At 59.1% G+C, this 18,105-nt stretch carries 17 protein-coding genes; 10 read left to right on the top strand and 7 right to left on the bottom strand.

The genetic code is table 11. The features are described from left to right. Entirely contained in the window at positions 1 to 423 is a 423-nt protein-coding gene (locus CHN51_RS02835) for a CoA-binding protein (RefSeq protein ID WP_100092661.1), read from the bottom strand. 17 nt (positions 424 to 440) lie between these two features. Beyond that, positions 441 to 1,403: an Mrp/NBP35 family ATP-binding protein gene (locus CHN51_RS02840; protein WP_100092662.1), complete on the bottom strand. Its 963-nt coding sequence runs from the start codon at positions 1,401 to 1,403 to the stop codon at positions 441 to 443. A 131-nt stretch (positions 1,404 to 1,534) separates the two neighbouring features. Here CHN51_RS02840 and hflK point away from each other — a divergent pair, with 131 nt between their 5' ends. The 5 genes from hflK to CHN51_RS02870 all read left to right on the top strand — a co-directional run bounded on the left by hflK (position 1,535) and on the right by CHN51_RS02870 (position 7,378). Further along, positions 1,535 to 2,572 carry an FtsH protease activity modulator HflK gene (hflK, locus tag CHN51_RS02845; RefSeq protein ID WP_100095393.1) on the top strand — a complete coding sequence of 346 codons (1,038 nt, stop codon included), beginning with the start codon at positions 1,535 to 1,537 and terminating at the stop codon, positions 2,570 to 2,572. Next, on the top strand, positions 2,572 to 3,423 hold the full coding sequence (locus tag CHN51_RS02850; RefSeq protein WP_100092663.1) for a protease modulator HflC: 852 nt from the start codon (positions 2,572 to 2,574) through the stop codon (positions 3,421 to 3,423). Before hflK ends, CHN51_RS02850 begins: the two co-directional genes overlap by 1 nt. 6 nt (positions 3,424 to 3,429) lie before the next feature. Next, complete coding sequence (locus CHN51_RS02855) at positions 3,430 to 3,870, top strand: nuclear transport factor 2 family protein (protein ID WP_100092664.1); 441 nt, start codon at positions 3,430 to 3,432, stop codon at positions 3,868 to 3,870. 317 nt (positions 3,871 to 4,187) lie between these two features. Then, entirely contained in the window at positions 4,188 to 5,693 is a 1,506-nt protein-coding gene (locus tag CHN51_RS02865; RefSeq protein WP_100092666.1) for a Do family serine endopeptidase, read from the top strand. Between the two features lie 104 nt (positions 5,694 to 5,797). Then, positions 5,798 to 7,378, top strand: coding sequence for a helicase HerA-like domain-containing protein (locus tag CHN51_RS02870; protein WP_100092667.1), 1,581 nt, complete (start codon positions 5,798 to 5,800; stop codon positions 7,376 to 7,378). A 48-nt stretch (positions 7,379 to 7,426) separates the two neighbouring features. Here CHN51_RS02870 and CHN51_RS02875 read toward each other — a convergent pair whose 3' ends face one another. From CHN51_RS02875 to queF, 3 genes are all read right to left on the bottom strand, one after another. Continuing rightward, positions 7,427 to 7,819, bottom strand: a complete 393-nt coding sequence (locus tag CHN51_RS02875; protein ID WP_100092668.1) for a thioesterase family protein — start codon at positions 7,817 to 7,819, stop codon at positions 7,427 to 7,429. Positions 7,820 to 7,901: 82 nt separating this feature from the next. Next, a complete protein-coding gene (locus CHN51_RS02880; RefSeq protein WP_100092669.1) occupies positions 7,902 to 8,990 on the bottom strand; it encodes a glutathione S-transferase in 1,089 nt (362 codons plus the stop codon). Next, complete coding sequence (gene queF / locus CHN51_RS02885) at positions 8,990 to 9,460, bottom strand: preQ(1) synthase (protein WP_100092670.1); 471 nt, start codon at positions 9,458 to 9,460, stop codon at positions 8,990 to 8,992. Before queF ends, CHN51_RS02880 begins: the two co-directional genes overlap by 1 nt. Before the next feature lie 108 nt (positions 9,461 to 9,568). Here queF and CHN51_RS02890 point away from each other — a divergent pair, with 108 nt between their 5' ends. From CHN51_RS02890 to CHN51_RS02910, 5 genes are all read left to right on the top strand, one after another. Further along, entirely contained in the window at positions 9,569 to 11,107 is a 1,539-nt protein-coding gene (locus tag CHN51_RS02890; RefSeq protein ID WP_100095394.1) for a cryptochrome/photolyase family protein, read from the top strand. 125 nt (positions 11,108 to 11,232) lie between these two features. Then, complete coding sequence (gene sseA / locus CHN51_RS02895) at positions 11,233 to 12,069, top strand: 3-mercaptopyruvate sulfurtransferase (RefSeq protein WP_100092671.1); 837 nt, start codon at positions 11,233 to 11,235, stop codon at positions 12,067 to 12,069. Positions 12,070 to 12,095: 26 nt separating this feature from the next. Next, a complete protein-coding gene (gene metC, locus CHN51_RS02900; protein ID WP_100092672.1) occupies positions 12,096 to 13,295 on the top strand; it encodes a cystathionine beta-lyase in 1,200 nt (399 codons plus the stop codon). Then, positions 13,292 to 14,629 carry a mechanosensitive ion channel domain-containing protein gene (locus CHN51_RS02905; RefSeq protein ID WP_100092673.1) on the top strand — a complete coding sequence of 446 codons (1,338 nt, stop codon included), beginning with the start codon at positions 13,292 to 13,294 and terminating at the stop codon, positions 14,627 to 14,629. The genes metC and CHN51_RS02905 overlap by 4 nt, the downstream gene beginning before the upstream one ends. Before the next feature lie 303 nt (positions 14,630 to 14,932). Beyond that, entirely contained in the window at positions 14,933 to 15,712 is a 780-nt protein-coding gene (locus CHN51_RS02910; protein ID WP_100092674.1) for a TorF family putative porin, read from the top strand. Positions 15,713 to 15,770: 58 nt separating this feature from the next. On the opposite strand, the gene CHN51_RS02915 is transcribed toward CHN51_RS02910, so the two are convergent. Then, a complete protein-coding gene (locus CHN51_RS02915; RefSeq protein ID WP_100092675.1) occupies positions 15,771 to 17,318 on the bottom strand; it encodes an ABC transporter ATP-binding protein in 1,548 nt (515 codons plus the stop codon). Continuing rightward, the gene (locus CHN51_RS02920) at positions 17,315 to 18,103 is read right to left on the bottom strand and encodes an ABC transporter permease subunit (RefSeq protein ID WP_100092676.1); all 789 of its coding nucleotides are present in this window, start codon (positions 18,101 to 18,103) and stop codon (positions 17,315 to 17,317) included. The genes CHN51_RS02915 and CHN51_RS02920 overlap by 4 nt, the downstream gene beginning before the upstream one ends. Between the last annotated feature and the right edge of the window lie 2 nt (positions 18,104 to 18,105).

Below are 18,105 nucleotides of genomic sequence, written 5' to 3' on the forward strand. Positions count from 1 at the left end.
TTATTTCAACAGGCCCAGGCGTGGTATTTCGATTTTCGGGCAACGGTCCATGACGACCTTCAGGCCCGCGTCGGACGCGCGCTGTGCCGCAGCTTCGTTGATCACGCCAAGCTGCATCCACACCGATTTGGCTCCGACGGCGATGGCCTCGTCGACAAAATCACCTGCGGCTTCGGAGTTGCGGAAAATATCGACCATATCGATTTCGCCGCCAATCGAGGACAGGGAGTCAACCACTGTCCTACCGTGCAGCTGCTGGCCGGCCAGCCCGGGATTGACCGGCACCACGTCATAACCCTGTTCCAGGAGAAATTTGAAAATCCGGTTGCTGTCCCGTTCAGGCTTTGCCGACGCCCCGACTAGGGCGATGCGCCGCGTCGATGTCAGCAGTTCGATAAGGTCCCGATCTTGTTCCAGCAGCATGTCGTTCTCTTTCCGGTCTATTGATCATCCAGCCATGTCGCGAGCTTTTTGGCAATATCACGGAATGCCTGCCCGTGCACATCATCGCCACAGGCCGGGGGCGTGCCGCCATCGCTGGACTTGCGAATTTCGATATCGAGAGGGATACGTCCAAGAAAGGGCATGCCCATGGTTTTGGCAGCGGCTTCCGCACCACCAGCACCGAACGGATCGCTGACCTCGCCACAATGCGGACATTGGTAGCCGGCCATATTCTCGACCATGCCGATGATAGGGATCTTGGCCTGGTTGAAAAGATCGACCGCACGGGTCGCATCCATCAGCGCCAGATCCTGCGGCGTTGAAACGATAACCGCGCCGACCGGTTTGTGATGCTGCATCATCGACAATTGTACATCGCCGGTACCGGGCGGCATGTCGACGATCAGCTCGGCGACATCGCCCCAATGGGCGTCGATCAGCTGTTCCAGCGCCTTGCCGGCCATCGGACCGCGCCAGGCAATCGCTTGGCCGGGTTTCGCCAGATGGCCCATCGACAGCACAGGCACATCATAGTCATTGGGCACCGGGATCAGCTGCTTGCCCTCGGCCTCGGGCCGCTGCCCTTCACAATGGAGCAAGCGCGGCTGCGAGGGACCATATATATCGGCGTCGACCATCCCGACCTTGCGGCCCAGCCGCTGCATGGCAATCGCCAGATTGGCCGAAAGCGTCGACTTGCCGACGCCGCCCTTGCCACTCGCCACGGCGATCAGACGGCGTTCGACCTTCTCCGCGGTCATCGCGATATCGACTTTCTCGACACCGTCCAGCGCCAGCAGCTTCCCTTTCACGGCGATCTCGATCTGGCCGCGCTCGCGCACATCGAGGCCACCGACATTGAGCACCAGAGTGATGCGGCCGTCGGTAAATTTTACGGCGCTGAAACGGCCCTTGGCAACGTCTTCGAGCGCGGTTTCGATTGTGGAAATATCGGTCATCGGATCGACATAGTTACACTTTTCTCGGATTGACACTGTTTTTCTGGCGGCGCGCTACCTATAAAGAAACTATGAATGAAAATATTAACGGTGACGCACGCCGCAAATCGATTTTGGGCTCAATTTTGAACATGGCCGGCCCCTGGGGCAATAACGGCGACGGCGGCAATGGTGGCGGCAGCGGCGGTGGCCCGCGCAATCCATGGGGCAATCCCTCCGGCGGATCATCCGGTGGTGGCCGCAAGGGCGCAGGCTCCCTCGAGGAACTTTTCAAAAAAGGCACCGGCGGCGGCTTCAAGGGCGGCATCCCCAAACGTCCCGGCGGGCGTTCCTGGTGGCCTCTCATGGCCATCGGCTTCATCATTCTCTGGGTGCTGCTGACCAGCATCCACCGGGTCAGCCCTCAGGAACGCGGTGTCGTGACATTCCTGGGTTCCTATTCACGGACCCTGCAACCGGGCCTGCACTTTTCCCTTCCCACTCCGCTGGAGCAAGTCGTCAAGCTCGACGTCGAGGACATCCGGACGATCGACATTCCCGAAGGTGAAGCCGAGAAGCTGATCCTGACCGGTGATCAGAATATCGTCGATCTCGCTTATTCGGTGCGCTGGAACATCAAGGCACCGGAACTGTTCCTGTTCCAGATTGCCGAACCGGAAGAAACGATCAAGGAAGTGGCCGAAGCGGCAATGCGGGCAGTGGTCGCGAATTTCACGCTGGATGACACGATCGGCTCCGAACGGACCGAAATCGAGCAGCAGGTCGAACAGAATATGCAGCAATTGCTCGACGGCTATGGCGCCGGCGTGGTCATTCGCGGTATCGCCATCAAGAAGGCCGATCCTCCGGCCGCGGTCAACGACGCGTTCAAGGAAGTGTCCGCCGCGCAGCAGACGGCGCAGACCTATCTCAACGAAGCGCGCGCCTATGCGCAACAGCTCACCGCTCAGGCACAGGGTGAATCCGCCGCTTTTGACAAGGTCTACGAAGAATATCGGCTGGCACCGACGGTGACCAGACAGCGCATGTATTATGAAACGATGGAACGCGTCCTGTCCAAGGTGGACAAGACCGTGATCGAGGCCAGGGGCGTTACCCCCTATCTCGCTTTGCCCGAACTGAAGAAACGCGCGCAGCAACCCGCGATAACAACCGTGGAGGGCAAATAATGGGACAGATTATGAAAAATCCCGTGGCGCTCGGCGTGATCGCCATTGCGGCGCTGTTCATCCTGCTCAACACCATCGTCATCGTGCCGGAAACCCGGCAAGGCGTCGTGGTCCAGCTCGGTGAACCCAAGAGAATCGTCAATCGTTACCAGTCAGGTGAAGCCTTTGGTGAAACCGGCGCCGGCCTGATCGCCAAGATCCCGTTTTTCGAGCAGATCGTGTGGATCGACAAGCGGATCCGCGACGTCGAAATGGAACAGCAGCAAGTGCTGTCAACCGACCAGTTGCGCCTGCAGGTCGATGCCTTCGCCCGCTTCCGGATCACCGATCCGCTGCGTATGTATATTGCTGCCGGCAGCGAAGAGCGGGTTTCCGACGAGCTCCGCCCTATTCTGGGCTCCGCCTTGAGAAACGAACTGGGCAAGCGGCCTTTCGCCGCTCTGCTGAGCCCGGAACGCGGCCAGGTGATGGATAATATCCAGGCCGGTCTCAATCGCGTCGCCCGCCAATATGGTGCGGAGATTGTCGACGTGCGGATCAAGCGGGCGGATCTTCCGGACGGTACGCCGCTCGACAGCGCCTATCAGCGGATGCGCACCGCCCGTGACCAGGAAGCGCGGACGATTCGCGCCCAGGGCGCAAAGCAGGCGCAGATCATTCGCGCTGAAGCGGACGCCAGCGCGGCACGGACCTATGCCGAAAGCTTTGGCAAGGACCCGGCCTTCTATGATTTCTACCGCGCCATGAAGAGCTATGAAACGACCTTCCAGGACGGTGGTGAGAATGGCCCGCAAAGCTCGTTCGTGCTGTCGCCGGACAACGAATATCTGCGCCAGTTCCGGGGCCGGTAACGCATCTTGCCTTCGAACCGCGAAATTATCGACGCCTATTATACCGCTTTGTCGGTGATGGACGTCGATGGTTTCGAAGCGCTGCACCATCCCGATGTCGTGTATAATGTCTCGGGGAACACGATCATTTCCGGGCGCTATGACAGCTTCGCCGCCCTGAAAGCAGTGTTGCCCGCGATTTTCGAGGCACTGGACTTCGAACAGTTCCGCTTCGCGGACAAGTGGCGGGTGATGAACGAAGGTCCGGATGGAGCCACCGCCATCATGGAAGCTAGGGGCATCGCGCGGAACGGCGAACGCTATGACCAGCGCTACGTTCATATTTTCTCGTTTCGCGACGGCAAAATCGCTTCGGTCCATGAATTTTTCGACACCCAGTTGGCGAATGACGCGCTGGGCTTTGCGGGAAAACCGACTTTTGAAAATGACGGCTCCTTTGCGTTCTGACGGTCGAAAGTACGGAAATGCCCTCCGTCGACTACAAATGTCGTCTTTTCTGCACAATGCCGGTTTTTTTCTGCGAAACAGCGATTCCCGGCTTGCGAAAGGGCTTTTGGGCACCCAAATAGATGGGCATCGGGAATGTCCCGCAGTTCTGCGCTTAGGATCGGCGGACATATATGCTAATATTCAATTTCCGTTCATGAAAATTGCGCCATTTGATTTCGTGATTTTTGGACGGATCTGGCGATTGAAACCACTGGTATCGCCAGAAATTTGAGAGGAAGATAATAGTGCGTTACGCTTACGGAATTTCAGCAGCTATGCTTTTGGCCGGCAGTGCAGCAACCCTGACCGGGATCGGTCCGGCTGGAGCACAGACCGCCGCCAATGACAGCACGGTAATGCGCAACGTCGTGCCACGCGCCGGCGCGCCGATGAGCTTTGCCGACCTGACCGAGCAGCTACAGCCTGCCGTGGTCAATATCTCCACCACCCAGCGTGTCCGGGTTAACAACAACCCGTTCGCCGGCACCCCTTTTGACGGCCTGTTCGGCAATCGACAGAGTGGCGGTAGCGCACAGACCCGCGAGGCCCAGTCGCTCGGCTCCGGCTTCATCATTTCTGCCGATGGCTATGTCGTCACCAACAATCATGTTGTGGCGCCGGGCAATCGCAACGCGACGATCGAATCGATCACCGTGATCATGCCGGACCGCACCGAATATGAGGCGGAACTGGTTGGCCGCGATGCGGCTTCGGATATCGCCGTGCTCAAGATCAAGGCCAACAAGCCGCTGCCTTTTGTGAAATTCGGTGACAGCACCAGTGCCCGGGTCGGCGACTGGGTGATTGCCATCGGCAATCCCTTCGGTCTCGGCGGAACGGTAACCACCGGCATCCTGTCTGCCATTCACAGAAACACCGGCCAGGGCGGCGCCTATGACCGTTTCCTGCAAACCGACGCTTCGATCAACCGCGGCAATAGCGGTGGCCCGATGTTCGATCTGAACGGCAATGTCATCGGTATCAACAATGCGATTATTTCACCGACCGGCGGCAATGTCGGAATCGGCTTTGCCATCCCCGCCGAGGTCGCTGCGCCGATTGTAGAAACCCTGAAAGAAGGAAGGGCTATTGAACGCGGTTATCTCGGCGTTCAGATCAGCGCCCTTTCCGAGGATCTCGCCGATTCTCTGGGTCTGGAGAAAAACCGGGGTGAATTTGTCCAGCGGGTAGAACCCGGTGAAGCCGCGGCCAAAGCCGGCATCCAGGCGGGCGATGTGATCACCAAGGTGAACGGCAAGACGGTCACACCCGACCAGACCCTGTCCTATCTGGTGACCAATCTTCCGATCGGCACCGAAGTTCCGATCGAACTGATCCGCAACGGCAAGACGATCAAGGTCAATGCCAAGCTCGGCAAACGGCCTTCCGAAGAGGAACTTGCCGGCAGCACATTCGATCCCGATGCAGAAGATGATGCGATGGGCCAGAATGACGATGGCACGAGCGCGCAGGCAACCGCCGACGCGCTCGGATTGTCGGTGATTGATCTGACGCCGGCCATCGCCCGGCAGATCGGTGTCCCGTCTACGCAAAAGGGCGTCGTGGTAACCACCGTTAACCCGAACAGCGATGCAGCCCAGAAGGGCATCAGGCGCGGATATCTGATTACCAGCGTCAACCGCAAACAGGTGACCACCGTCACCGAGCTGGATCAGGCGATCAGCGACGCGACACGCGCGAACCGCGAAGCCGTGCTTCTCCAGATCCGTCGCGGCGCCCGCGACCCTGTATTTGTCGCGGTCCGCCTCCAGGACAGTTAAACGCGTATAAACAGATGTAACAGAAAAGGGCCGGCGCTTGACGCCGGCCTTTTTTTTGCGTCAAGTCGAGGCCAGCTTTGCAATATGATTGAGGGGATCCGCCGATGGCCGATGCAACAGAAATATTTCTCGGACTGGGCGGCGGCGAACGGCAAAGCCTCAATCTCTCCCGCGCCAACCGGCACGGCCTGATCGCGGGCGCAACCGGCACCGGTAAAACGGTCACGCTGCAGGGGCTGGCCGAAAGCTTCTCCGCCAATGGCGTCCCGGTCTTCGTCGCCGATGTAAAAGGCGATCTTGCGGGCATTTCGATGGCCGGTTCTCCCCAGTTCAAACATGCCGACAAGCTGGAAGGACGGGCCAAGGAACTCGGCATGGAGGATTATGCCTATTCCGACAATCCGGCCATATTCTGGGACCTCTATGGCAAACAGGGCCATCCGATCCGCACCACGATCAGCGAAATGGGGCCGTTGCTGCTCGCCCGCCTGATGGACCTGAATGACACGCAGGAGGGCGTGCTCAATATCGTCTTCCGCTTTGCCGATGAAGAAGGATTGCTGCTGCTGAACCTTGACGATCTGCAGTCGATGCTCGCCTACACCGCGGAAAATGCGAAACAGCTGTCCGCCAAATATGGCAATGTCAGCAAGGCCAGCGTCGGCGCGATCCAGCGCCAGCTGCTCCAGCTCGACAGCCAAGGCGCCGGCCAGTTTTTCGGGGAACCGGCGCTGGAAATCGACGATTTTCTGAAATGCGACGACCAGGGTCGCGGCTATATCAACGTCCTCGCCGCCGACCAGCTGATGCGCAGCCCGAAACTTTACGCAACCTTCCTGCTCTGGCTGCTCGCCGAACTGTTCGAGAGCCTGCCGGAGGTCGGCGATCCGAAAAAACCGAAGCTGGTCTTCTTCTTTGACGAAGCGCATCTGCTGTTCGACGATGCGCCGAAAGCGCTGGAAGACAAGATCGAACAGGTCGTGCGCCTGATCCGCTCGAAAGGCGTCGGCGTCTATTTCGTCACCCAGAACCCGGTTGATATACCCCAGGAAGTCGCCGGCCAGCTTGGCAATCGCGTGCAGCACGCTCTGCGCGCTTTCACTCCGCGCGATAAAAAAGCGATCAAGGCGGCGGCCGACACATTCCGGATCAACCCCGAACTGGATGTCGAGGAAGCCATTACCGAATTGCGCGTCGGTGAAGCGCTCGTCTCCACTCTGCTGGAAGACGGTGCGCCGTCGATTGTCCAGCGCACGCTGATCAAACCGCCGCGGTCACGGCTGGGACCGATCTCGGCAAAAGAGCGCGCCATCATCAATTCAATCTCGCCCTATGAAAACAAATATGACGAAGAGGTTGACCGGCACAGCGCCGAGGAAATACTCGCGCAAAAGGTGATCGACGCCACGGCAACGGCGAAGGAAGTAGAGGAAAAAGGCGAAGAGGAAGTCCGCAAACAGCCGCGCAAGAGCAAGAGTATCTGGGAAAAGGCGCTCAGCCGCGGGGCAAAGGTCGCCATGGGTTCAGCCGCGGGCATGGCCGCCTCAACCATGTTGGGCAAGAAATCGCGCGCCAATCCGATGCGGACCGGCGTGACTTCGGCAGTGGGTTCAGTGGTGACAGATCTGGCCGGTCCCGTGGCGGGGCGCTTTGTTCGCAATCTGATCGGTGGCCTGATGCGCTGATGGCTGGCTGACTATCGCCGTGCGGGCGGACTGGAACGCTGCGAGATTTTACCCGAAAAAGCGGGCGACAATATCTTTCGCCAGACGGGTCGGGCGCAACGTGTCAGCGTCGATGCAGCACCAGCTCGACTGCACTTCGGCGAGCACTTCTTCGCCGCGGCGAATGATCGTGCTGTAAAAGGCACGCGCGCCGTGGACTTTTTCCAGCAACACTTCGGCGATGACGTCATCTTCCAGAAAGGCCGGCTTGCGATAGGTGATCTCGTGCTTGATCGCGACCCAGAGATGGGCAGCGACCGCTTCGGAAGGCGCAAATTTCTGCCAGTGCGCGACCACAGCATCCTGCACCCACGTCAGATAATTGGCATTATTGACATGACCCATGAAATCGATGTCCGAAGGTTCGATTGCGATGTTATGATGGTGCGAATTGCTGCTCATATCAGCAATATATAAGATCAGCGGGGACCGATTGATAGGGCAAACTGGATTCTATCGCCGAATCAGGGCCAGCCGGACGATATCAGCCGAGGACCAGCTTGAACTTTTCGAACGCCAGGGGCTGATGCATCGTGAAGTCCGAAAAAGCCGCTGCTCCGTCAATATTCGACAGGAAATCATCCACCGCAGCCCTGTCCGCATCCGGCAAGGTCCGATAATAGTCGAGCGGCCGCTGCAGCATCCACAAGCTGAACGGCGGCGCGATCCGCTGTCCGGTCACGCCCTCAATCCTGAAGTCCGCCATGCCGACGGCACGCGGTATTTCCGTATCGGGATTGGACTCGGCCCAGGTGGCAAACATATCGGCGACTTGCTGCAGAAAGGGCATCTGCTCCGCCATCATCCGCTCCAGTACCGGCAGCAAGCTCTCCGGAACCTCGTCATCGGCCAGAAATTCCCCGGATAGAGGCTCGCGCACATCCACCATCCGTTCGACCCATTGGGCGACTTTCGGCGCCAGCCGCTTCATGATCTCGCCCGATGCGGGATCGCGGTAGAGATGGGCATAGAGCGGGCCGATCAGGCCATAGTCGCCAATCGAGGGCCGTGAACCGAGCAGATAATCATATCGCGCGAAATGCCGGTCGAGATCGGCCAGAAGCGCTTCGTAGCTCGCTTCAATTGCAGGGATTGTCTGCGCGTTAATGCCCAGTACCGGGCAAAAGCCCTTGAACGTCTGTCCGCGCTCGCGGCCGATGGCCAGTTGCTCTTCCTTGCTGGCTTCCGGCGCCGCGACGGCGCCGAATTCGCCGTAGACCCACTCTTCATTATAGTTCCAGCGATAGTGCATCGCCGGGATCACCAGCCATTCGTCGCCGAATACTTCCATCAGCAGCGCCACGAGCCGCTGCTTCGGCGTGTCGGGATAGACGGACGGCCCGCCGACCTCGGCTTCGAAATGATCGATGATCAACGTTGTGTCCTGCAGGGTTTCCCCTTCTTCGGTCACCATTACCGGAATGACGGGACGCCCCACTTTGGGAACGATGATCGTCTTGTAGACTTCGGTGGTGCTGAGAAACTCCTCGTAATCCACCCCTTTCCAGTCGAGATAGGCCCGCGCCTTGCCCGAATAGAGGGAAAGCGGCCCGCCGTAGAATTTATGCGGCATCAACCACGGCCCCGATAGGAGGCCACGCCCTGATCCGGTACCCACAAGCCCTTGGGCGGCTCGCCCGACTGCCAGAAAATGTCGATCGGTATCCCGCCGCGCGGATACCAATAGCCGCCGATCCGAAGCCATTGGGGTTTCATTTCGTCAAAAAGGCGCCTGCCGATTCCGACCGTACAATCTTCGTGGAAGGCGGCATGATTGCGAAAGGAACCCAGAAACAGCTTCAGCGACTTGGATTCAACGATGGTCTCTCCCGGCGCATAGTCGATGACCAGATGCGCAAAATCCGGCTGGCCGGTGACCGGGCAAAGCGAAGTGAATTCGGGCGCTGCAAAGCGCGTCAGATAGAGCTCGCCGGCGCGCGGGTTGGGCACATAGTCGAGCACGGCGCTCTCAGGCGAAGCAGGAAGTGCGCTGTCCTGTCCCAGAAATTTCGGTGCGGGTTTTTGGGTGTCATCATGGGTCATGCCAGTCTTTTAGGGCAGCCCGCGCGCCATGTCATTAGCCAGCACCATTTTCATATTGCCCCAAAGCACAGATCGTCAAAAGCCGCCTGTTTGTACATGATGTCCGCCATGTCAGAGAAAATTCTCATACCGATATTGGGCGATCAGCTCTCGATGGATATCTCGTCCCTAAAGGGACAAAATCCGGAAGACTGCATCTTGCTGATGATGGAGGTCGAGGACGAAACGACCTATGTCCGGCACCACAAGGCCAAAATTGCCTATATCCTGTCGGCCATGCGCCACCATGCCAAGGCGCTGGCAGAGCGGGGATGGTCCGTCGATTATGTGAACCTAACCGACCCCGATAACCACGGCAGCTTTTCCGGAGAAATCGCACGAGCGCTGGAGCGGCATCGCATCGACCGGATACGGATTACAGAGGCCGGTGAGTGGCGGGTCATGGCTATGATCGAAAACTGGGAGGACCAGTTCGCCATTCCGGTCTCTGTGTGCCCGGACCGCCGTTTTATCGCGACGCATCAGGATTTCACCAATTGGGCAGAGGGCAAAAAGCAGCTGCGGATGGAGTATTTCTACCGCGAAATGCGGCGAAAGACCGGCATCCTTCTCGACCGGAACGGCAAACCGGAAGGCGGCAAATGGAATTATGACAGTGCCAATCGCAAGCCAGCCAGGGGCGACCTGTCCATTCCCCAGCCGATCCGCTTTCGGCCAGATGACCTAACCGAGCAGGTTCTGGCCATGGTGGCGGAAGAATTTCCCAGCCATCCGGGATCTTTGGACCAATTCCACTTTGCCGTAACCCATGAAGAAGCCATGCGGCAAAAGCGCAAATTTCTGGATGAGGCTTTGCCGAAGTTCGGCGATTATCAGGATGCCTTGCTCAGCGGAGAGCCGTTTCTCTGGCACTCGATTCTGTCTCCCTATATCAATGCAGGGCTTCTCGACCCGCTGGATCTCTGTCACGAGGTGGAACAGCGCTACCGGAATGGCGATGTGCCGCTCAACGCCGCGGAAGGATTCATCCGGCAAATCATCGGGTGGCGTGAATATATGCGCGGCATTTACTGGCGCGAGGGACCCGAATATGTTGATCGCAACTTTCTGGAGGCCAAACGGCCGTTGCCGGAATTTTACTATTCGGGCGACACCGATATGCATTGTTTGTCCGAAGCCATCGGGCAGACGCTGGACCTGGCTTATGCCCACCATATCCAGCGGTTGATGATAACCGGCAATTTCGCGCTCATCGCGGGTCTGGAACCGCAGGCGGTCCACCAATGGTATCTGGAAGTCTATGCAGACGCCTATGAGTGGGTTGAACTGCCCAATACGCTGGGCATGAGCCAGTTTGCCGACGGCGGCATCATCGCATCCAAACCTTATGCTTCGTCCGGCAATTACATCAACAAAATGTCGGATTACTGCCAGAGCTGCCATTATGACGTGAAAAAGCGTGTTGGTGAGAGGGCATGCCCCTTCAACGCGCTATATTGGGATTTTCTGGACCGCAACCAGAACAGGCTGGCCGATAACAATCGCCTGGTGATGCCGTACCGGACTTGGGAAAAAATGGAATCGGAAACGCGGGACGATATTCGCCGGCAGGCGAAAAGGTTCCTCGATCAACTGGAGGAAAACTGAATTGCCGAAAAACCACATAAGCGGTGGATTCGTCAGGCAATGCGTTATAGCCTCGACGGCTTGAAATCGAGTCGCTAAACGGCGGCTGGAACAACGCAAATATTTGCGGACATGAGGAGTTTAATATGGAATTGCTGGTAACGACCGAATGGTTGGCCAACGAGCTAGGCGCATCCGATCTGCGGATCGTGGACGCGACGAAATTCATGGCGGATGCCGGACGCAACCCGGCTGCCGAATATGAAGCGGGCCATATTCCCGGTGCCGTGTTCATGGACCTCAGCGATTTGACTGATAGCAGCAATCCCGTTGAAAACATGCTCCCACCTGCAGAAAAATTCGCCAGCCGCATGCAGTCTCTTGGACTGGGCGATGGTAGCCGCGTCGTCCTTTACGACGACAGCCCGCTGAAAAGTTCCGCCCGCGCCTGGTGGATGCTGACCATGTTCGGGGCGCATGAAGTCGCTATCCTCGACGGCGGCATTGCCAAATGGAAAGCCGAAGGCCGGCCGCTGGAAACCGGCAAGGAAACGTTACGCCACCGGCATTTCACCGTCTGGAAAGACGACAAGGACATCCGCACCAAGGCCGATATGCTGGCCAATTTGCACAGCAAGGACGAACAGGTCGTCGATGCGCGCCCGGCCGACCGTTTCAGCGGCGAATCACCAGACCCGCGTGGCGAAATCGCTTCGGGACATATTCCCGGTTCGACCAATATCCCGCACAGCAGCTTCTTCAATGCCGACGGCACCTGGAAAAGCAGCGACGAGATCAAGGCGATCTTCAGCGACGCCGGTGTCGATCTTGCCAAGCCGCTGGTTACAACCTGCGGTTCGGGCATGACCGCGGCGGTGGTCTCCTTCGCTGCCGCTCTTGCGGGCGCAGAGAAGACCGCGCTGTATGACGGCAGCTGGGCCGAATGGGGCGCCGACGCCGATACTCCCAAAGAATCCGTCTGAACATGCCGGCGCCGCTGGAACTATAATTGGCAGATCACGACTCCGGTTCGAAAAAACCAGCGACCCAGGTTGTCACCGGGGGTCGCCAGAAAAATTGGACCGGAGCCGTTGTCAATCCGCCCGTATGGCGCGGCAGCACGCATCTTTATGACGATGTCGCCCACCTTCGGGAGGGCATGAAGTCCAATGACGACGGCCGTTTCTTTTACGGCCGCCGCGGTTCGCCGACCCAATGGTCTCTGGCCGAAGCGCTGACGGAAATGGAACCCGGAGCCGCCGGGACCATGCTTTACCCGTCCGGTGTCGCTGCCATTTCCTGTTCGTTGCTTGCAGTGCTGGAACCCGGCGACGAAATTCTGCTCACCGACAGCAGCTATGACCCGAGCCGCAGTTTTGCCGATGCCTTTCTCAAACGCATGGGCATCAAGGCGCGCTATTATGATCCGGTGATCGGCGCCGATATTGCCAGCCTGTTCGGACCCGACACAAAAGCCATTTTGATGGAAAGCCCGGGCAGCCTGACCTTCGAGGTGCAGGATGTGCCCGCTATCTGCGAGGCGGCCAGCGCGGCGGGTATCGTCACCCTGCTCGACAATACCTGGGCGACTTCGCGCTTTTTTCCGGCGCTGGAACATGGCGTCGATATCGCGATTACCGCCGCGACAAAATATATTGTCGGCCATAGCGACGTGATGATGGGCGCGGTTACGACGCATAGCAAATATTGGACCCGGCTCCGCCGTACCGCCCAGCAACTGGGCCAAGTGGTCTCTCCTGATGACGCCTATCTGGCCGCACGCGGATTGCGGACGCTCGATGTCCGGCTGCGGCAGCATGAAGCCAGCGCTCTCCAAATAGCCTCCTGGCTGCAAGAGCGGCCGGAAGTCGGCCTGGTCCTCCACCCTGCTCTGCCCGATTGTCCCGGCCACGATATATGGAAGCGGGATTTCAAAGGAGCATCGGGACTATTTTCATTCGAGCTTGCAGATGGCGACGACCAGTCGCGCGCCGCTTTCATCGATGCGCTCACCCTGTTCGGCATCGGCTACAGCTGGGGCGGTTTCGAAAGCCTTGCGCTGCCGGTCGATCCCGCCAAGCATCGGACCGCGACCAGCTGGACCGGAAAGGGTCCGCTGGTACGGCTGAATATCGGCCTGGAAGACCCGAACGATCTGATAGCGGACCTTGCCAAAGGCTTTGAACATTATCACAGTGCCAAGCCATGATTGACCAAGCTCTGAAATATCTGGAAATGCTGGCTCCCGACACGCCGCGCAACGTCCAGTATATCGAGGGGGTCGTCGCTGCAGGGCTGGTCGCGATCGCCCTGACCCTGGGCTGGTATCTCAGCAAATATATCGGCCCCAAGCTGCGCCACCTGTGGGAAGCGCGCGCAGGCTACGAAAGCGAGCTGGCCGGCCGACGCATCCGCGACATGACCCGGCGGGCCACGACGTTCATTCTGTGCGGCATTTTCCTCGCGTTCTACCCGTGGCATCTGATCGCCCAGGTGGTCTTTTCGCTCACGATCGCGATAACTGTCGGCCTGTTCGCCAATGACTTGATCCGTGGCGTGCGGATGCCCAACTGGCTGGGCACCACAATCGGCCTCGCCCTGTTCGTGAGCATCGGATCGGGTCTGGTCGGCGGCATCGAACCGATCACCCTGGCGCTGGACAAGGTGGGATTCGGCATTGGCTCGAGGCGGATATCTCTGCTCTGGATCGTCACACTGGCGATGACCGCCGTCATCCTGCTGGCGGTGGCCCGCGTGCTGATGAAGCTGGTGGCCTATATCATCAGCAACAGCGAACTCGACGGCGCCCAGAAAGTATTGGGACAGAAACTGGCCACCGTCGCGATATTGGCCGGGGCCTTTGTGCTCGGCCTCGACGTGGTCGGAATCGATCTCACCGCCCTGGCGGTCTTCTCCGGTGCCTTTGGTCTCGCCATCGGTTTCGGTATGCAGAAGACCATCGGCAACCTGATCGCCGGGATCATTCTGCTGATGGACCGTTCGATCAAGCCAGGGGACGTGATCGCGGTCGGCAATACATATGGCTGGGTCAACAAGATCGGCGTCCGGGCCGTCTCGGTGCTCACGCGCGAAGGCAAGGAACATCTGATCCCGAACGAGGATCTGATGACGCGGGAAGTGGAAAACTGGTCCTATTCCAGCCCAAATGTGCGGATCAGCATCCCGGTCGGCGTATCCTACAATACCGACATGGATCAGGCGATTGATCTGATGAAGCAGGCCTGCGTCGACGTGCCGCGCGTGCTCAACCATCCCAAGCCGGTTGTCTGGATGCTCGAATTTGGCGACAATAGCGTCAATTTCGAAATCCGCTGCTGGATCAAGGACCCGCAATCGGGCGTCGGAAATTTCAAGGCGGCGATCCTGAAACGCGTGTGGGACCTGTTCAAGGAACATGCCGTCGAAATCCCGTTCCCGCAGCGCGATGTCCATATCAAGTCGCTGCCGCAAGGCGGAACCGTCACGCTCGAAGCCGGATCAAAGCCTCTGGCCGCCCCGACAGAATCGAGTGCGGGCGACTAAAGAGACAGCCGAGAACCCATGGCCCGCACTCCCCGTGTCAGCCCGGTTGACGCTTTATTAGTCACCGACACCCAAATCCGCCTAATTTTTAAGCGATCAAAAACAACTATGTGGCGCAAGTGCAACATTTCAGAATTATGTCATCTTTGCTGCCATATTCTTTCTTGTGCAGCGCAATAATATGGAGCAGCTTTCTTGGGCATGTTTAGAGACTGTTCGCGTTCGGGGCATCTGGCGCAATATAATAACAGCGGAAACAAAAAAGTAGGAGGGGCGATACGCATTAACGAGAAAGGGATTTCCATGCGCACGTCCAATAAAGCTAATCTTGGCGGAAAAGCCAAATCAACTGTTCTAGGCCTTTCGGCCATCTTGCTAGCCTCTACCGCTGCTCCAGCCTTGGCGCAGGACGCGGAAGAATCTGCCAGCCCGATCACGATTTCGGGCAACGCGGCAGTTACAAGTGACTATCGCTTTCGCGGTGTTGCCCAGTCGGGCGGCGACGTAGCCATTCAGGGCGGTATCGATATCGGCCATGAAAGCGGCTTTTACATCGGCACCTGGGGATCTTCGATCAACTTTGCCGGCGGTACAGAGCTTGACATCTACGGCGGCTGGTCCGGTGAGATCGCATCCGGCATTTCTGCCGATGTCGGCCTTCTCTATTATTTCTACCCTGACGCCGGCGGCGTTGGCGGCGGTGCAACCGACTTCTTCGAGCCTTATGCATCGCTTTCGGCAACTCTCGGCCCGGTGGAAGCCACGGTTGGCGCAGCCTATGCCTGGGGCGGTCAAAGCGCTCTGGCGGATGAAGACAATATCTATCTTTACACCGACCTGAGCGCCGGCATTCCCGACACTCCAGTCACCGTGAATGCCCATCTGGGCTATTCGGATGGCGACAGCTTCCTCAGCACGCTGCAAGGCTCCGACAGCAACTATATCGACTGGTCGCTGGGCGTCGATTATGCAATCAGCGAAAACCTGACGCTGGGAGTGGCCTATACGGACACCGACGATTCCCCGGCACAGAAAGATTTCACCGACTCTGCATTCGTCTTCACTCTCGGCGTATCCTTCTAAATTCACAAATCGTCACGCTGAAACAAGGGGCCGCTCGGACAACCGGGCGGCCCTTTTTTTAGCTGGCGGCCACCAGCTTTCGCGTTGCCCGATGGCGGGGATGATCGATCACCCTCTGAACCGGCCCTGTTTCGACAATCCGGCCTTCTTCCATAACCGCGATCCGGTGGCACAATCGCCGCGCGGCAGCGATATCATGCGCAATGAACAGCAGGCTCAAACCGTTCGCGGCCTGCAGCCGCCGGAGCAACTGCAGGATCTCGGCTCCGACCAGCGGATCGAGCGCCGAGGTCGCTTCGTCCAGCACCAGAAGCCTGGGAGAGGCAATGATCGCTCGCGCAATCGCGACCCGCTGCGCCTGCCCGCCCGAAAGGCTGGCCGGTGTGCGGGCCAGAAACTCTTCCGCAAGATCGACCTCGGACAGCGCCTGGCGGGCCATTTCGCTCCGTTCGGCACGCGTCAGATCGGGTCGCAAGTTTTGCAAAGGCTCGGTCACGATATCGCCGACCCGCCATTGCGGATCAAGACTGGCGACCGGGTCCTGAAAGACCGGCTGGATCAGCCGGCGCATATCGAGATCGCGCTTGCGGCGCTCGGGCAGCGGCGCGCCCTCCCACAGGATTTTTCCTCTGGTCACCGGGCCGATGCCGGCAATCGCCCGCCCAAGCGTGGATTTTCCGGATCCGGAACCGCCGACGAGCGCCAGCGATTCGCCCTGTCCGATCGTGAGACCTGCTTCTGCCACCGCATGAATCGTGCCGCGACGCCAGCCGGGCCGGCGAAATTCGACCCCGACATCTAGGGTTTCGAGCAACAGGTCGCCGGGCCGGCTGAGCTTCGGTGCCGCTTCGTCCAGACGCGGCGTGGCGGCGATCAGGCGCCGGGTATAATCTTCTGCTGCATGGGCGATGACTTCCCGAGTCGGGCCCATTTCCACCAGCCGCCCTTTTTCCATCACCACCAGTTGATCGGCATGGCCCTCGACCGAGGCAAGGTCGTGACTGACCAGCAGCATCCCGAGTCCCTGTTCCGCGCGCAATGCGTCGAGCAGGTCCATGATCTCCTGGCGCAAGGAAGCATCCAGCGCACTGGTCGGTTCGTCGGCAATCAGCAATTTGGGATCATGGGCGATGGCCGCAGCAATCATCACCCGCTGGCGTTCGCCACCGGACAGCCGGTGCGGGAACTGGTCCAGTCGCTCGTCCGCCCGCGCGAGGCCGACCCGCTCCAGCTTTTGTGCCAGTTCCCGGCGCGACGGCCGTGCTGCTCCGGCCTGCATCGTCGCTTCCTGCAATTGCGCGCCAACAGACAAATGCGGTGTCAGTGCGGTCAGTGGCTGCTGAAATACGAAGCCAGCCAATCTGCGGCGAATATCACGCAGGTGGCCGGCATCCGTTGTGCGGAGGTCGACACCATCCAGCTTGATCGAACCGGCAGCGGTGCCCGGAGTCAGACCGAAGGGCGTCAGGCAGGTCAGGCTTTTCCCGGAACCGGACGCCCCGATGATCGCCGTGCATTTTCCCGCCTCGACAGTCAGGCTGACATCCTCGACCTGCCGCTTGCCCGCGATATCGACCGCCAGATTACGGATTTCATAGAGGCTCATGAGAAACGGTCTCTCAGCCGTTCGCCCTCTATCGTCAGGCACACCAGGATCAGCACCAGCAAGCCGCCGGGCAGCAGCAGGCCGAGCGGAGCCATATCCATGTCATCGGCGCCTTCCTTGACCAATATGCCGAGCGAAGTCAGCGGCTCCTGCACGCCCAGTCCGAGGAAGGAGAGGAAGCTCTCAACCATCACCACCTGCGGCACGGTCAGCATCAGATAGGCGAGAGCGACGCCCGCGATATTGGGTAATATATGGCGTATCATAATCGTAATGGAGGGGGTCCCGGCCGCCTCCGCCGCGAGGATGAAGGGCCTTTGTTTCAGCGCCATCACCTGCCCCCGCACCACCCGCGCCATGGTCAGCCATTCGACCAGCCCGATACCGACGAAGACCAGCAGGATCGAGCGTCCGAACACCACCATCAACAGGATCACGATGAACATGAAGGGCAGCGCATAGAGACCATCGACGATCCGCATCATCAGCTCGTCGACCCTGCCGCCGATCCAGCCCGCGGTTGCGCCCCAGGCGATGCCCACGACCAGCGACACCAGCGCCGCCGCCATCGCCACCATCAGGGTGATCCGGGTGCCCGCTGCCAACCGCGCCAGGCGATCCCGGCCGATGTCATCGGTGCCGAATATATGCGATCCGCTGAAGGCCGGCGCGCGGACAGCATCCCAGTCGATCTGGTCATAGCTCCAGGGCAGAAGGAACGGCAGCAACAGCGCCAGAGCGGCAATCAGCAGCACCAGAGCAAGCGGGAAATGCCGTCTCAGCATGC

It is taken from the genome of Sphingorhabdus sp. YGSMI21, assembly GCF_002776575.1.
Lineage (GTDB): Bacteria > Pseudomonadota > Alphaproteobacteria > Sphingomonadales > Sphingomonadaceae > Parasphingorhabdus.

What these genes read in the sequence shown, in the direction of transcription:
- CHN51_RS02835 (WP_100092661.1), bottom strand. Translation starts at nt 423, where the DNA reads ATGCTGCTGGAACAAGATCGGGACCTTATCGAACTGCTGACATCGACG.
- CHN51_RS02840 (WP_100092662.1), bottom strand. Translation starts at nt 1,403, where the DNA reads ATGACCGATATTTCCACAATCGAAACCGCGCTCGAAGACGTTGCCAAG.
- hflK (WP_100095393.1), top strand. Translation starts at nt 1,535, where the DNA reads ATGGCCGGCCCCTGGGGCAATAACGGCGACGGCGGCAATGGTGGCGGC.
- CHN51_RS02850 (WP_100092663.1), top strand. Translation starts at nt 2,572, where the DNA reads ATGGGACAGATTATGAAAAATCCCGTGGCGCTCGGCGTGATCGCCATT.
- CHN51_RS02865 (WP_100092666.1), top strand. Translation starts at nt 4,188, where the DNA reads ATGCTTTTGGCCGGCAGTGCAGCAACCCTGACCGGGATCGGTCCGGCT.
- CHN51_RS02870 (WP_100092667.1), top strand. Translation starts at nt 5,798, where the DNA reads ATGGCCGATGCAACAGAAATATTTCTCGGACTGGGCGGCGGCGAACGG.
- CHN51_RS02875 (WP_100092668.1), bottom strand. Translation starts at nt 7,819, where the DNA reads ATGAGCAGCAATTCGCACCATCATAACATCGCAATCGAACCTTCGGAC.
- CHN51_RS02880 (WP_100092669.1), bottom strand. Translation starts at nt 8,990, where the DNA reads ATGCCGCATAAATTCTACGGCGGGCCGCTTTCCCTCTATTCGGGCAAG.
- queF (WP_100092670.1), bottom strand. Translation starts at nt 9,460, where the DNA reads ATGACCCATGATGACACCCAAAAACCCGCACCGAAATTTCTGGGACAG.
- CHN51_RS02890 (WP_100095394.1), top strand. Translation starts at nt 9,569, where the DNA reads ATGTCAGAGAAAATTCTCATACCGATATTGGGCGATCAGCTCTCGATG.
- sseA (WP_100092671.1), top strand. Translation starts at nt 11,233, where the DNA reads ATGGAATTGCTGGTAACGACCGAATGGTTGGCCAACGAGCTAGGCGCA.
- CHN51_RS02905 (WP_100092673.1), top strand. Translation starts at nt 13,292, where the DNA reads ATGATTGACCAAGCTCTGAAATATCTGGAAATGCTGGCTCCCGACACG.
- CHN51_RS02910 (WP_100092674.1), top strand. Translation starts at nt 14,933, where the DNA reads ATGCGCACGTCCAATAAAGCTAATCTTGGCGGAAAAGCCAAATCAACT.
- CHN51_RS02915 (WP_100092675.1), bottom strand. Translation starts at nt 17,318, where the DNA reads ATGAGCCTCTATGAAATCCGTAATCTGGCGGTCGATATCGCGGGCAAG.
- CHN51_RS02920 (WP_100092676.1), bottom strand. Translation starts at nt 18,103, where the DNA reads ATGCTGAGACGGCATTTCCCGCTTGCTCTGGTGCTGCTGATTGCCGCT.